Annotated in this window: 13 protein-coding genes and 1 tRNA gene; 8 read left to right on the top strand and 6 right to left on the bottom strand. The window is 61.1% G+C overall.

Annotated elements, in window-relative coordinates:
* The first annotated feature begins 23 nt into the window (after positions 1 to 23).
* The 4 genes from KBX17_RS06855 (at position 24) to KBX17_RS06840 (ending at position 3512) form a co-directional block, all read left to right on the top strand.
* Positions 24 to 1232 carry an amidohydrolase gene (locus KBX17_RS06855; RefSeq protein ID WP_256002772.1) on the top strand — a complete coding sequence of 403 codons (1209 nt, stop codon included), beginning with the start codon at positions 24 to 26 and terminating at the stop codon, positions 1230 to 1232.
* A gap of 252 nt (positions 1233 to 1484) precedes the next feature.
* The gene (locus tag KBX17_RS06850; protein ID WP_255995208.1) at positions 1485 to 2114 is read left to right on the top strand and encodes a YdhK family protein; all 630 of its coding nucleotides are present in this window, start codon (positions 1485 to 1487) and stop codon (positions 2112 to 2114) included.
* Positions 2115 to 2121: 7 nt separating this feature from the next.
* Positions 2122 to 2628 carry an O-acetyl-ADP-ribose deacetylase gene (locus KBX17_RS06845; RefSeq protein WP_255997431.1) on the top strand — a complete coding sequence of 169 codons (507 nt, stop codon included), beginning with the start codon at positions 2122 to 2124 and terminating at the stop codon, positions 2626 to 2628.
* A 2-nt stretch (positions 2629 to 2630) separates the two neighbouring features.
* Complete coding sequence (locus KBX17_RS06840; RefSeq protein WP_256019061.1) at positions 2631 to 3512, top strand: DMT family transporter; 882 nt, start codon at positions 2631 to 2633, stop codon at positions 3510 to 3512.
* A gap of 5 nt (positions 3513 to 3517) precedes the next feature.
* Here the strand turns inward: KBX17_RS06840 and KBX17_RS06835 are convergent, their stop codons facing one another.
* Complete coding sequence (locus KBX17_RS06835) at positions 3518 to 3808, bottom strand: hypothetical protein (protein ID WP_255997434.1); 291 nt, start codon at positions 3806 to 3808, stop codon at positions 3518 to 3520.
* Between KBX17_RS06835 and KBX17_RS06830 the strand changes: the two genes are divergently transcribed.
* The gene (locus KBX17_RS06830; RefSeq protein WP_256019060.1) at positions 3807 to 4295 is read left to right on the top strand and encodes a GNAT family N-acetyltransferase; all 489 of its coding nucleotides are present in this window, start codon (positions 3807 to 3809) and stop codon (positions 4293 to 4295) included. The two genes, KBX17_RS06835 and KBX17_RS06830, sit on opposite strands and share 2 nt — an antisense overlap.
* Positions 4296 to 4489: 194 nt before the next feature.
* Here KBX17_RS06830 and KBX17_RS06825 read toward each other — a convergent pair.
* Both KBX17_RS06825 and KBX17_RS06820 read right to left on the bottom strand, forming a co-directional pair.
* Positions 4490 to 4566 (bottom strand) — tRNA-Leu (locus KBX17_RS06825).
* 71 nt (positions 4567 to 4637) lie between these two features.
* Positions 4638 to 5177, bottom strand: a complete 540-nt coding sequence (locus KBX17_RS06820) for a hypothetical protein (protein WP_255997463.1) — start codon at positions 5175 to 5177, stop codon at positions 4638 to 4640.
* Between the two features lie 204 nt (positions 5178 to 5381).
* Here KBX17_RS06820 and polA point away from each other — a divergent pair, with 204 nt between their 5' ends.
* Positions 5382 to 8045 carry a DNA polymerase I gene (polA, locus tag KBX17_RS06815; protein WP_256002760.1) on the top strand — a complete coding sequence of 888 codons (2664 nt, stop codon included), beginning with the start codon at positions 5382 to 5384 and terminating at the stop codon, positions 8043 to 8045.
* A gap of 75 nt (positions 8046 to 8120) precedes the next feature.
* Here the strand turns inward: polA and KBX17_RS06810 are convergent, their stop codons facing one another.
* Positions 8121 to 9452 (bottom strand): hypothetical protein, encoded by a 1332-nt coding sequence (locus tag KBX17_RS06810; RefSeq protein WP_256019058.1) that lies wholly within the window; start codon positions 9450 to 9452, stop codon positions 8121 to 8123.
* A 358-nt stretch (positions 9453 to 9810) separates the two neighbouring features.
* Between KBX17_RS06810 and rpsA the strand changes: the two genes are divergently transcribed.
* The gene (rpsA, locus tag KBX17_RS06805; RefSeq protein ID WP_255995216.1) at positions 9811 to 11286 is read left to right on the top strand and encodes a 30S ribosomal protein S1; all 1476 of its coding nucleotides are present in this window, start codon (positions 9811 to 9813) and stop codon (positions 11284 to 11286) included.
* 173 nt (positions 11287 to 11459) lie between these two features.
* Positions 11460 to 12575: an HNH endonuclease signature motif containing protein gene (locus KBX17_RS06800; RefSeq protein WP_256019057.1), complete on the top strand. Its 1116-nt coding sequence runs from the start codon at positions 11460 to 11462 to the stop codon at positions 12573 to 12575.
* Here the strand turns inward: KBX17_RS06800 and KBX17_RS06795 are convergent.
* Both KBX17_RS06795 and KBX17_RS06790 read right to left on the bottom strand, forming a co-directional pair.
* Positions 12572 to 13696: a trimeric intracellular cation channel family protein gene (locus KBX17_RS06795; protein WP_255997471.1), complete on the bottom strand. Its 1125-nt coding sequence runs from the start codon at positions 13694 to 13696 to the stop codon at positions 12572 to 12574. The genes KBX17_RS06800 and KBX17_RS06795 overlap by 4 nt on opposite strands.
* 83 nt (positions 13697 to 13779) lie before the next feature.
* A complete protein-coding gene (locus tag KBX17_RS06790; RefSeq protein ID WP_255994855.1) occupies positions 13780 to 14133 on the bottom strand; it encodes a DUF4259 domain-containing protein in 354 nt (117 codons plus the stop codon).
* Between the last annotated feature and the right edge of the window lie 12 nt (positions 14134 to 14145).

The following is a 14145-nucleotide window of genomic DNA, read 5'->3' as shown; positions in this document are numbered from 1 at the left end:
CTTTCATCTAAGGAGGTATCCCAATGGCCACCGAGAACTTTCAGAAACTGATTGACACTCTGGAAAACACGCGGGCTGAGCGCGAGGAACTGTACAAGTGGTTCCACCAACACCCCGAGCTCTCGATGGAGGAGCACGAGACCGCCGCGCGCATTGAGGAAGAACTCAAGCGCTTAGGCCTCGAGGTGCAGACATTCGCTGGCACCGGCAAAGTCGCTGTCATCCAAAACGGTGAAGGCCCGGTAGTCCTGTTCCGTTCTGACCACGACGCATTGCCGATCACCGAAGAATCCGACGTCGACTACGCCGCACCGTACGAGCTAGGCAAGATGCACGCCTGCGGCCACGACATGCACACCACCGCCCAGCTCGGTGCGGTCGGTGCACTAGTGCGCAACAAAGACCTGTGGTCCGGCACGTTCATCGCGCTGTTCCAGCCCGGTGAGGAAGCCGGCGGAGGGGCGCGCCGCATGGTCGAGGATGGTCTCGTCGATAGGCTTCCGAGGCCTGACTACGTCTTCGGTCAGCACATCTTCGCCGAGGATCCGCCGTACGGCTTCATCTTCACCCCGGGGCGCATGACCACCGCCGCATCGAACTGGAAGGTGCGCATCCACGGCAAGTCCGGCCACGCGTCACTTCCGCACCGTTCCATTGACCCGATCCCCACCGCCGCGTCGATCGTGACCCGCCTGCAAGCCGCCGTCGCGCGCGAGGTCGACCCATTGGAGATCGCCATCATCTCCGTCGGTTCCATCAACGGCGGAACCACCTCGAACTCAATTACGGACATGGTGGAACTGGGCATCAACACCCGTGCCTCCACTGACGCGATCTCCGACCAGATTCAGAACATCATGAAGCGCGTGGTCACCGCCGAGTGCGAAGCGGGCAACTGCCCGCAGCCGCCGGAGTTCGAATACCTCGACTCCGTCCCGGTGGTCTACAACGACCCGGAGCTCACTGAACGGGTCAAAGACACCTTCACCGAGTTCTTCGGTGAGGATCTGGTGCAGTACGGCCCCGGGTTCCCCGGCTCCGAAGACTTCCCCATCATCCCGAACGCCTGGGACGTACCGTACTTCTTCATCGGCTGGTCCGGTTTTGAAGAGGGGCAGGCTGGCCCGCCGAACCACTCCAAGGGATTTGTGCCACAGATCCAGCCGTCTTTGGACCGTGGCTCGATCTCCGTCCTGCTCGCCGCTGCCACAGTGATGGGAAACGGCGACTAGGCGGGTGAACTCGTCACAGGGCCCTTCGGGGCCTCACGTGCCATGAACCTCGCAGGGAGCGAATCTCCCTGTCCGCCCGCACGTGCCATGAACCTCTGTCTATCTCTTCGGTGCCGATGTCCACAGCTGACGGGAATCCTTGATCGGGAAGGTGAAACCGAGCATGAAGATGATCGTGACGAACGGAACGAGCACGAAGCGCATGTAGAATGGTTCAGTTACCGTCCGCCTACGCAGAATGAGGTACACATCATGACCACACGCAAGACCATGGCAATCGCAACCGTTGCAGTGGCGGGTTTGTTCGCTGCTACTGCATGCTCCTCCGAGAATACTGAGGTGCCTCAGACCCCTGAGACCACAGTCCAGGAGGAGACGAGCGCGGAACAGAACCACGAGCACGGAGACGACGCCAGCGACCACAACCACGGCGGCCACGAGGGCCACGAGCACGCTGAAGACGGTGGGCCCGCCCCCGAAGGCATGACAGAGGCTTCCGCTCCGACCTATCCCGTCGGTACGGAAGTCATTCTCACCGCGGACCACATGCCCGGCATGGACGGTGCGGAGGCCACCATCGTCGGCGCTTTCGATGGCACGTACACCTACGCCATCTCCTACGACCCGACCGACGGTGGCGAGCGTGTGACCAACCACAAGTGGGTTGTTCAGCAGGAGCTCGAGGATGCTGGCGAGGAGCGCTTGGCCGACGGCACCGAGAAAGTTGTCACCGCCGAGCACATGAAGGGCATGAAGGGTGCGACAGCCACGATCGACAGCTCTACCGATGAGACTGTCTACATGGTCGACGTTGAGGCCGACGGCATGACCATGAAGAACCACAAGTGGGTCGTCGAGAGCGAGATCAAACCCGCGAACTAGCAGAGTCATGAAACTCACTGTCATTCGCGGAGACATCACGCGAGAGCTTGTCGACGCTATCGTCAACGCCGCCAACTCTTCCCTCCTCGGGGGAGGTGGGGTCGACGGGGCGATCCACCGTGCTGGCGGCCCGGCTGTCCTCGCTGCCTGCAAGAAAGTCCGTGCGGAGCAGTGCCCCGACGGGCTACCCACCGGTGACGCTGTAGCGACTACCGCGGGCGACCTTTCTGCCACATGGGTCATTCACACTGTCGGTCCAGTGCACGGTCGCGGCACGCGTCAAGAACTCGTATCGTGTTACCGCCGCTCCATGGAGGTAGCAGGCGAAATCGGTGCCCGCACTATTGCTTTCCCGCTGGTGAGCGCCGGTGTTTACGGTTGGCCGCTTGACGACGCCGCTGCCAGCGCCATCGAAGGCGTCACCGAGTCCGGCGTCGAAATGGACGAGGTCCGCTTTGTCGCCTTCTCACCGGAGACTGAGGAAGCGTTGCAGAAAGCACTCGACGAGCGGTAACTATGCCTGCTAGTACACAAGAGGGCAGCGCCGTATCGCCGCTGCGCCCAGTGATCCTCATCCTCATCGGATCGTTGGGGAACCAATCATCGTCCGTCATTTCCTCGACGTTGTTTGCTCAGCTTGGCACGGTGGCTGTGTCGACGCTTCGTCTTGCCCTCTCTGCGGCGTTCCTGTTCGTCATCTTCCGGCCAAGGCTCACCAAGCTCAGCCGCGAACGATGGATCAATGCCGTCATCTACGGTGCGGCCATGGCGGCAATGAACCAATTCTTCTTTGCTGCGGTCGCCCGTATCCCGTTGGGCGTCGCGGTCACATTGGACTTCCTCGGCCCGTGCTTAGTGTCGTTTTTTGGGATCAAGTTCTGGCAGGGCAGGGTATGGGCTCTCGTGGCGTTTGCAGGGATCGTGCTCATCACGGGCCCTTCCTCAGGTCTGGACCCGCTCGGGATCACATTCGGTCTCATTGGGGGAGGCTTCTTTGCTGCCTACACTGTGTTCGCTGAACGCGTTGGAAAGGCCGAAGGCGGGCTTGGGGACTTAGCAATCTCCGTAGCAGTCGCCGCGATTCTCACCTTCCCACTGGTTGCGCCGGTGCTTGGAAACGTCGATAAGCGCGCATGGCTGATCCTCACCATTGCCGCAGTTGTGGGAGTGGTCATTCCGTACATTGCGGACACATTGGCGGCGAAGTTCTCCTCGGCACAGGTCGTCGGCACGCTTTTTGCTCTTGATCCTGTGCTTGGTTCTCTGCTCGGATGGCTCTTCGCCGGCGACCAGCTCACCGTGCGCATGGTCGTCGGCATTGCCTTGGTGACCGTTGCGGGCGCGGCCATTACCTGGCAGTCGACCCCGAAGAACGAGACAAAGCCCGAGCCTTTCTAATCGGTCTACAGCCTCATCAGGCCGGCGGAGTACTTTTCCCGAAAGCCATCGGGGGCGGAAACGCGCTGGCCTGGAAAACCGCCAGACCGGAACACGCGGTTGAGATAGTCGACGAAGGGCTCGTGGATGGGTTGTGCGTGCGCGTCCTCGTTCACGAATGTGCCTTCAACGGTGGGAGCGGGAAGTTCGAAACCGTACGGTGCCCCTCCGGAAATATTCGCTTTGTGCAGGCTATCTGGTGCCACGGACAGGTCATGCGGCAAGACTAAGGCCCCGCGCAGTAGAAAGAGAACCATGATCGACGCAGTATTCCGGCCGCTGTCAGACGGCGACCGCGTATTACTGGAGCAGGCCACGCTCGGGAACGTGAATTGGGACGGTGACCGGTTCACCCTTGATCAGGTCAGGGAGACCGAAGCGTTAGCTCATTACCTCGAGTTTGATCCTGAGCGCGGGGACTTCGGGATTGTAGCGGAGAGGGATGGTCGAGCTGTTGGCGTCGCGTGGGCGCTTTTCCTGCCGGCGGAAGACCCGGGGCTCGGGTACGTCGATGCGGATGTCCCCGAGTTGAGCCTGTGGGTTCATCCCAATGCGCGCGGTCAAGGGCTTGGCCGTCAGCTTCTGCGGGAGCTTGTTGACGCTTCCCGGCAGCGAGGGGTCGATGCGGTCAGTTTATCCGTTGAAGAGGGGAATATTTCCCGGCAGCTCTACATGTCGGAGGGGTTTGAAGAAATCCCCGGGTCCGGAGTTAACGGCGCCATGTCACGCCAACTCCGCCGCTAGGGTCTTGGTTCTAGACTCGGGGGTTGTTGTTCTTGCCGATGGCGATGCCCAAAACGATTCCGACGATTAGGGCGATAACAGCAACGATAATGGTGATTAAAGAGAAACCAAACACAGCTTTTCCTTTCCTAGACGGTTGACTTAGGTCACACTACCGCCGTTACGCCAAACCGGCAGGAAATCGGAGAAAGTAGTGGTGCCCCAGGTGAGACTCGAACTCACACTGGACGGGTTTTGAATCCGTTGCCTCTGCCAATTGGGCTACTGGGGCGTGTTGAATAAGAATAGCGCAGCGTGTTTCACGGACGAAATGAGGTCTAGACCAGCAAGAAAGCTGCGCCTTTAGTCGGGGTCTTCGTCGATGTTGTTGACTGCGGAGACGAACGCCTCAGCGCCTTCCCGCTCGAGGGCATCAAGAGCTTCCTGGAGAAGGGTTTGACGGTGAGACCCGCGCAGCCTGTTGGCTTTGTTGATCACTTCCGGGGTGATGCGGTCAAGCCCGGGGTCTAAGAAGGAAAGGGGAATACTGCCGACCTCGTATGGCGCGTCAGGAGGAATCCTCTTGTGCAGGACGTACATCACTACGAAAATCAGCGCTGGAGCGATGAGAAAAACCCAAAGCATGAGAAGTGCGGGGTCTCGGGGCTCACTGAAGAGGTAACCGATCAGTCCCAGCAGCGCGAATGGGATGAGCATGCTCGCGAGACACCCGGCGCACCCTAACCAGATGTAGATCGTCCTGATCCGTTCGATCGTTGGGGTTGTTGGAGACGCTGTCGTTGTCACCACCATGGCCGAAGAATCGGGCGCTAGTTCGATCGAGATGCTTTTGTTCTTCGATGGCGACAAGTCCGGGTATGGCCATACGTTTCGCGTCTCCAAGCGTTGCTCCTTTCTCCGTCATGGGTGAAACGCGCGCATCGGGCCGGAAGTTCGAGCAAGTGGCAAAACTAGAAGACTGCTGGAGGAGATAAACCAAAGACGATGCTTTTGACCTGCAGGTTTACGTGAGCGGTATTCCGGAAACCGGCCAGTAGTATTCCGGGCGCGGGGAGGTGTCCGGGCCACTCGGTAAAGTGGTGCCTTGTGACTGCGAACAAGAAACGCCTTTTGCTTATCGACGGCCACTCCATGGCCTTCCGCGCCTTCTACGCCTTGCCGGCCGAGAACTTCTCCACCTCCGGCGGGCAGAACACGAACGCGGTGTATGGCTTTCTGTCCATGTTCGCGAACATCCTCTCCGAGGAGCAGCCGACGCATGCTGCCGTCGCTTTCGATGTGGGGCGCAAGACCTTCCGCACGGAAAAATTCCCGGAGTACAAAGCTCAGCGCGAAGCCGCCCCGGAGGAATTCAAGGGGCAAGTGCCGATCATCCAGGATGTGCTGGGAAGCTTGGGCATCGTCACGTTGACAAAAGACAACTACGAGGCCGACGACATCTTGGCTACGCTGACGACGCAAGCGCAGGATGAATACGAGGTGGTCATTGTCACCGGCGACCGCGACTACATCCAGCTGGTCAACGACGACGTCACCGTTTTGTATCCGACCCGCGGTGTATCCACCCTGACCCGTTTCACCCCGGAGGAAGTGGAGAACAAATACGGTCTCACACCGGCCCAGTACCCGGATTTCGCGGCGTTGCGTGGCGACCCCTCGGACAACCTGCCTAACATCCCGGGCGTGGGGGAGAAGACCGCCACCAAGTGGATCGTGGAAAACGGGGACTTGGAGGCCCTTATCGCCAACGCCGACTCCATTAAGGGCAAAGCTGGCGATGCTTTTCGTGAGCGTATCGAGCAGGTCAAGCTCAACCGCGAACTGACCCAGATGGTCACCGATCTCGTACTGCCTGTCGGCCCGGATGATCTGGAGCTCAAACCGGCAGATGTCGGTGCAGTGGCGAAGGATTTCGATGATCTCGAGTTCGGCGTCAACCTCCGCGAGCGCGTTTTGGCAGCTGTGCCGACGGACGGCAGTGCGCCGGAGCCGGAGACCGTTCAGCTCAGCGAGGTCACGGTGGACGACGGCCCGCTTGACGAGTGGTTGTCCGCACATAAGGGCCAGGGTCTCGCCGTGTTCGTCACGGGTCATGGGGCGCCGGCGGCGGGGGATGCTGTGGCGGTGGGAATCGTCGACAAGCAGCGGCACGCTGTGAGCAAGCAGCTAGCGGAATTAAGCCCGGGGGAGGAGTCCGCGTTGCAGACGTGGCTCGAGTCGGCCGCACCGAAGTACCTGCACAGCGCGAAGGAGACGTTCCACATGCTGCGCGGCCGCGGGATCACTTTGCGCGGCATTGCGCACGACACAGCGATTGCGGCGTACCTGCTGCGCCCTGGCCAGCGTACGTATGATCTCGGCGACGTGTACCAGCGTCACCTGCAACGCCAGCTCACTACGGGCAGCGACCAGCTGAGCCTGCTTGATGAGGACACAACGCTTGTGGACTCGGCCGCGGCGATCCTGGAGCTCGCGGAAAAGCTCACCGAGGACTTGCGCGCGATCAATTCTTACGAGCTCTACGCCGATCTCGAGCTGCCGCTGGTGACCATCCTCGCCGAGATGGAGGACACCGGAATCGCCGTCGACATGGACGTGCTCGAAGAGCAGCTGAAAGAGATCGCGCAGAAAGTCACCGACGCAGAAGACAAAGCACGTTCGCTTGTCGACGAACCCGACCTGAACCTCTCGTCCCCCAAGCAGCTCTCCGTCGTCCTCTTCGACAAACTCGAGCTGCCCAAGACGAAGAAGACCAAGACCGGCTATTCCACCGCCGCCAAGGAGATCGAGACGCTCGCCGCAAAGAACCCGCACCCGTTCTTGGATCAGCTACTCGCGCACCGCGAATGGCAGAAGCTCAAGTCCACCATTGAAGGCCTGATCAAGACCGTCCACGACGACGGCCGCATCCACACCACCTTCAACCAGACTGTCGCATCCACTGGGCGCCTCAGCTCCACCGAGCCGAATCTGCAGAACATCCCCGTGCGCACCGAGGCCGGCCGCCGCATCCGCTCCGCCTTCACCGTGGGTGACGGCTACGAATGCCTCCTCACTGCGGACTACTCCCAGATCGAGATGCGCGTCATGGCGCACCTGTCCGAAGATCCCGGCCTCATCGAGGCGTACAAGGAAGGGGAGGACCTGCACAACTTCGTCGGCTCCCGCGTCTTCGACGTGCCCATCGACGACGTCACCCCCGAGCTGCGCCGCCGCGTCAAAGCCATGAGCTACGGCCTCGTCTACGGCTTGAGCGCATATGGCCTGTCCAACCAGCTGGGTATCCCCGCCGGCGAAGCGAAGAAAATCATGGAGTCCTACTTCCAGCGCTTCGGCGGCGTGAAACGCTACCTCGACGAGGTTGTTGAACAAGCCCGCCGCGACGGCTACACATCCACCGTCTTCGGCCGCCGCCGCTACCTGCCGGAGCTCACCTCCGACAACCGTGTCGCGCGCGAAAACGCAGAACGCGCCGCCCTCAATGCTCCCATTCAGGGCACTGCGGCCGACATCATCAAGGTCGCCATGATCCGCGTCGACGCCGCGCTTAACGACGCCTCCCGCGACCAACCTTTCCAATCCCGCGTCCTCCTCCAAGTCCACGACGAACTCGTCGTCGAAATCGCCCCCGGCGAGCTCGAGCAGGTTCAAGCGATCGTCGAGGAGGAAATGGACCGCGCCATCACACTGCGCGTCCCGCTGGAAGTCTCCGCCGGAACCGGCACCAACTGGGACGAAGCAGCACATTAGCCCGGGGCCGGCGCTTGTTCCGCGCGGCACCCGGGCTAATAGGGAAGGCAGGGGGGGAGGCCCCTCTAGATTTTCCTAGATCTTCGTGGAGCCGGAACCCGTGCTGGAATCGGCGGCCGCGTCAGAGCCCTCGCTGTCTGTACCGTCTGCACTGTCTGCGTGTTTGGTGTCTTCATCGTTTTCGTCCTCGACCTCGGACTGGAGGGCTTTCTGGAATTCTTCGTCATCAAGCATAGATTCCTCAGCCAGCTCGTCGAGCGACATGTCCGCGAACTCGCTGTCCGGGTCGAGATTCTCCTCGTCGGTCACCAGATGGACAGCGGCAGTGCGCAGCTCGCCCTCGCGGTCCAGGCGGTCGCGGTAACGGAAGTACTGGTAGACCAACACCGCGATCACGAACAGGCCCAAGTAACCCAGGATCGGGTACAGGTTGGCCACCAGTGGCTTGAAGCCGATGAACGACAGCACGAAGCCGACCAGGCAGGCGCCGACGTAAACCTTGTAGAAGTTGTCCGGGTTGTTGCGCGTCAGGCGCTTCGCCAGCGCGTAGATCATGCCCAGGCACGTGTTGAACACCATGAGGAAGATGACCCACGTCATGACCTGGCCGAGTGCTGGGTTGATGTTGAACAGCACGGTCAACAGCGGCAGATCGTCGCCGTTGATCTCCTTGGCCTCCATGAACAGCGTGACAACGAGCAGAGCCAGCATCGCCGCGTACAGGAAGCCCGCGACTATCCCGCCAATGCGGACCGACTTGTTGTCGAAGTTGTCGCCGCCGATCACAATCGCCATGGACACCGTGCACAGCGCGTTCAAGCCTGTGTGGTTCAGCGCGCCCAGCCACCACGTGGGAGCGCCCGTCGCGCCCTCCACATTCTGCTGCGCCCATTCGCTTTGCGACGCAAAGTCCACGCTCGTATGCGTGAACGTCCAAATCGACGCGATTAGGACGAAAATGATGAGCAGCGGAGTGACGAGCCCCAGAACCATTGAGATCTTGTTCACATCCAGCCGGCCCACCAGCAGCATGATGACCAGCATGGCCACACCGCCGACATAGATCGGCCAACCGTATGCTTGCTCAAGGTTCGAACCGGCACCGGCGAACATCACGAAGCCCACACTGAACATGCAGGCGATCGCCGACCAGTCCATGATCTTCGATGAAAGCCCGTCCGAGACTTCGCCGAACACACGCGTGTGCTCGTTCGCCTGGAAATAGGAACCGAAAGCGAGGAAGGCCACCGCGGCAAAAGCCATGACCACACCGGCCAGGACAATGCCCCACATGCCCATCTCGCCGTACGAGACGAAGTACTGGAACGCCTCCATGCCGGAAGCGAAACCGGCGCCCACAACGACGCCGATGAAAGCGAAGCCGATACCGATACCGCGCTTCAACATAAAAACACCACCTATATGCCCTGCGGGCACTATCAAATTTGGTTGACTGTCTAAGGATAAAGAGATTGGTGTGAAAATGGTGAATTCGCGCCACAGATTTCTTCACCGCTCGCCCGGAAAGTGACCTGCGACGCGCGAGATCAAAGTTTGCTCGAGCTGGGCAAATGAACTAATCTCGGCAAGGCGTATCTACGCTGCCCGCGTGGCCCCGGTCGTAATAGGAGGGCCGCCCACGGCGGGAGCGAGATCGAAATCCCAGCGTGACCGGCCTCTTTTGGGGCGTCGATAAGCTGCTTTTTCGAGAGATGCGCTCATGTCCAACCGCTATCTCCTATCCATATTCGGAGCAACATAACCTATGCCCACTTCTACTACCCCGCAGGTTGCCATTAACGACATTGGCAGCTCGGAGGAATTTCTTGCCGCAGTTGACGCCACCATCAAGTACTTCAACGATGGTGACATTGTCACCGGCACCGTGGTCAAGGTCGACCACGACGAGGTTCTCCTTGACATCGGTTACAAGACCGAAGGTGTCATTCTGACCCGTGAGCTCTCCATCAAGCACGACGTCGACCCGGATGAGGTCGTTCAGATCGGCGATGAGATCGACGCTCTGGTCCTGACCAAGGAGGACAAGGAAGGCCGTCTTCTTCTGTCCAAGAAGCGTGCACAGTACGAGCGCGCCTGGGGCACCATCGAGGAGCTGCAGAAGAACGACCAGCCTGTCACCGGTACCGTCATCGAGGTGGTCAAGGGTGGCCTGATCCTCGACATCGGTCTGCGCGGCTTCCTGCCCGCATCCCTCGTTGAAATGCGCCGCGTCCGCGACCTGGACCCCTACATCGGCCAGGAGCTCGAAGCGAAGATCATCGAGCTGGACAAGCACCGCAACAACGTCGTTCTGTCCCGCCGCGCTTACCTGGAGGAGACCCAGTCCGCGGTCCGCTCCGACTTCCTCCACCAGCTGGAGAAGGGCCAGGTCCGCAAGGGTGTCGTGTCCTCCATCGTCAACTTCGGCGCCTTCGTCGATCTCGGCGGCGTTGACGGCCTGGTCCACGTGTCCGAGCTGTCCTGGAAGCACATCGACCACCCGTCCGAGGTTGTCACCGTCGGCGACGAGGTCACTGTCGAGGTGCTCGACGTCGATCTCGACCGCGAGCGCGTCTCCCTGTCGCTGAAGGCGACCCAGGAAGATCCGTGGCGCGTCTTTGCTCGCACCCACGCTGTGGGCCAGATCGTCCCGGGCAAGGTCACCAAGCTCGTCCCGTTCGGCGCATTCGTCCGCGTCGAAGAGGGCATCGAGGGCCTGGTTCACATCTCCGAGCTGGCACAGCGCCACGTCGAGGTGCCGGATCAGGTCGTCGAGGTGGGCCAGGAGGTCATGGTCAAGGTCATCGACATCGACCTGGAACGCCGCCGCATCTCCCTGTCTCTCAAACAGGCAGACGAGGACTACATCGAGGAGTTCGACCCGTCCCGCTACGGCATGGCCGACTCCTACGACGAGCAGGGCAACTACATCTTCCCGGAGGGCTTCGACCCGGAGACCAACGAGTGGATGGAAGGCTACGACGAGCAGCGTCAGGAGTGGGAGGCCCGCTACGCCGAGGCTGCCCGCCTGCACGAGGCTCACACTGCTCAGATCGAGCGCAACCGCGCCGCTGCAGCCGAGGCTGAGGAATCCGGCGAGGCAGCAGCTCCGTCCAACTACAGCTCCACCGGCGATGCTGCAGCTCCGGCAGCTCCGTCCGCTGGTGAGGCTGAGCAGGGTGGCTCGCTTGCTTCCGACGAGCAGCTCGCGGCTCTGCGCGAGAAGCTCGCAGGCAACTAACGCCTAGCATTTGTGGCCCGCACTCCGGTGCGGGCCTTTTTGCATGCTTATCGACGCCTTCCCCGCAACCCCTCCCTTGCGTCCCTGTGGATAAGTCTGGTTGTGGGGTGGGTTATCCACAGATTTTTGGTGGTTTTCTTATCGAGGGTGCCTTTTTGCTTAGCGTGTGTGTCATGAGCGATTTTGACGCGTTTCTTGGTTCTCTTGGCAGTCCGATGGATGTCCTGGCTGGTTTCGACCGTCAGGCTGCTTGTGCTGCCGGTGTCAAGCCTGCCACCTATATCGAGTGGGAGAAGGCTCACGAGGTCTATTTCGGGAAAACTCGCTCTACTCGCAAGCAGGCGCAGGCGGTGCGTGTTGCGCGTCAGGCGGGCAAGTCGTTGGATCAGATTCTGTTCATCGAGCAACACGTCAAAGCCGCCGGCTCCGAACGCGAAAAATGGAAGCTGCGCCTGGCGTTGTTGTCCGTGCGGGGTAACTATGAGACGTTGAAGCGCCGCGCCAAAGACATCGTCCCTGACCCGGATGCCGACAAGCCCGCTCCGCAGTCCAGCGTCCGGTTCGGCCGGTCACGCAAAGGCAAACGCACCTTTAGCGCCACCGGTGATGACCGCGATATCGCCGCCCTTGAGCACGCTCTGCGGAAAAACCTCGACGCGGATCGTCCTGAAGGTCCGCAGATGCACGAAGCCTTCCACGACCTGCTGCACAAAGAGGGAGCTGTCGCCGCGTCGGTGCCGCGCCCGTTGGTGCAGATCCCGCTTCCGGACTATGTGAAGATCCTCGCCGGTACAGGTGACGAGACCATCCTGGGTCTATCTGATGGCACCACCATGACCGGTGCGGAGTACTTGACCCACCACCACTCGAAAGACTTGGAGGTGGCGTTGTTTCATCCGCAGGCGGGTGCGGTGAACCTGTACAGCACCAAACGCTTCGCCAACACCAAGCAGCGGGATTTGGCGCGGGCGACGTTGACGACGTGTCCTATGCCGGATTGCCGGCATGCTGCGGATAATTGGGAGGTTCACCACATCACCCCGTGGGCGAGCGGCGGGCCCACCAATATGGACAACTTGGCGGTGTTGTGTAGGTATCACAACCGGACCAACGACGACGGCCCCCACCGGAACCATCGGGGTCGAATACGGATGCGCGGCGGAACACCGGTACCGAACACCACACACCAGTTTGGTGCGATGCACCTCCTGTTCGGGAAAATAGCGAAACAGCCGAAGAGCACACACCGGGGCGAAGCATGCCCTGCGGCCGAAGAGGCGCGCGCCTAGGCGTCCCGATTTTTGTATCGTTCCGCGAGGCGTTCGATGAGTTCATCGGTGAGCTTGGCGTCGGACAAAATGATGTCCAGCATGTCCGCATGCATTGCTTCGGTCTCGGCGGGGTCGGGTTCCGTCGTTTCCCCGTCGTAGGAGTCGCCGGCGAGGTCGACACCGATGCCCTCGAAGAGGTTCTCCTCTTCAGTGGGGGTCTCGACTCCAGCGGCGGCAAGTGTTTCCGCATCGATGGCGGGGAACTGGTTGGTGAATTCGGTGAGAAACTCGTCGGCGTCGCTGCGGGCCTCGGCTGGGTGCTTACCCTTGCGGATCTCCGCCTCGATGCGCCGCTGCAAGGCTTTCTCCATCTGGCGGTGGCGCCAGGCACGCACGCTTTTGGGCTCCAGTCCGCGGGCTACGGCGCGGGAGCGGTCTTCGGCCTTCCGGGCAAGCGACGCCACTTGCGTTGCTGTGGCAGTCACGGTGGCGTTTACCGGCGCGAAGTCCGGATCTTGGCTGACCCGCCAGTTGCCGTAGTAACCGAAGAGGAACAGCGTGAAACTCGCGACTGGTCCCAGCACCATCGATATGGCCAGGTAGCCGGTGGTGTTACCGATCAACACAATCACCGCGCAGGCCACCGCCGGAATCACGGCTGGCTGGTTCCCGCCGAACACGGCTGGCTCGCGACCGGTGACGACGTCGCGGATCATGCTGCCGCCAGTGGCGGTGAACACACCCATCATGATGGTGGGCAGAAGCGGTAGCCCGTACTGGATGGCCTTGGACGCACCGGTGGCGGCCCACAACGCAGAAACGAGGGCGTCGCCGTGCGACTGGAGGAACTCCCACGCACGGCCCTTGAAGTATGTGAACCGGGAGATCAGCGCTCCGGTGAACGCCAGGATCAGGTATTCAGGCTGGCTCATGGCGGCGACGGTGCCTTGGTTGATGAGGACGTCGCGAAGCATGCCGCCGCCCAGCGCCGAAAGCATGGCGATGAACAGAAACCCCACGATGTCATAACCGAGCTGACGCGCGAGGGTGCCGCCGATGATTCCCATCAGGAGAACGCCGGAGACGTCCATCCATTGGTAGATAGAGCTGATGAGCGGGTCGACCTGGTCCACGGGCATACCTGGTGATTGTAGAGCTAGCCCCACTAAAAAGGCATGTCAGGTGCGCTGACGGCTCCGGGGCATAGAACCCAACCTGGCAGTTACGCGACGTATTTCTTGGTCTCGGCGAGCCAGGTATCCAGTTCGCCGGCATTTTCCCACAGGTCGTAGAGCTCGGAGCTACCCGGCCGCAGGGCCTGGCTCGCGCGACGGCGAATCCAGCGGCGGTCGTCGAGGGTGAACGGGAAGCGAAGCGCGGGTGCGAGAGCTTCGGAGGGCACGTGCCCGTTCAGCACGGCGGCTAAAGCGATGACGGATTCAGCTTCGTCGGTGCCGAGCGGTCCGCGGCCGCAGTCGAAACGGAACTGGTCCATGCAGAAGGAGCCGTCAGCAAGCGCTGCGACGGCGTCCACTGCCGGGTCGTTGTCGAACGGCCCGATGTCCCACGTTCCCATGGCCGGTCACCT

Source organism: Corynebacterium sp. CCUG 65737 (assembly GCF_024454115.1).
In the GTDB taxonomy this organism is placed as follows: Bacteria; Actinomycetota; Actinomycetes; order Mycobacteriales; family Mycobacteriaceae; genus Corynebacterium; species Corynebacterium genitalium.
The sequence above is the reverse complement of the archived record's forward strand: the minus strand, read 5'-3'. Positions and strand labels throughout refer to the sequence as shown.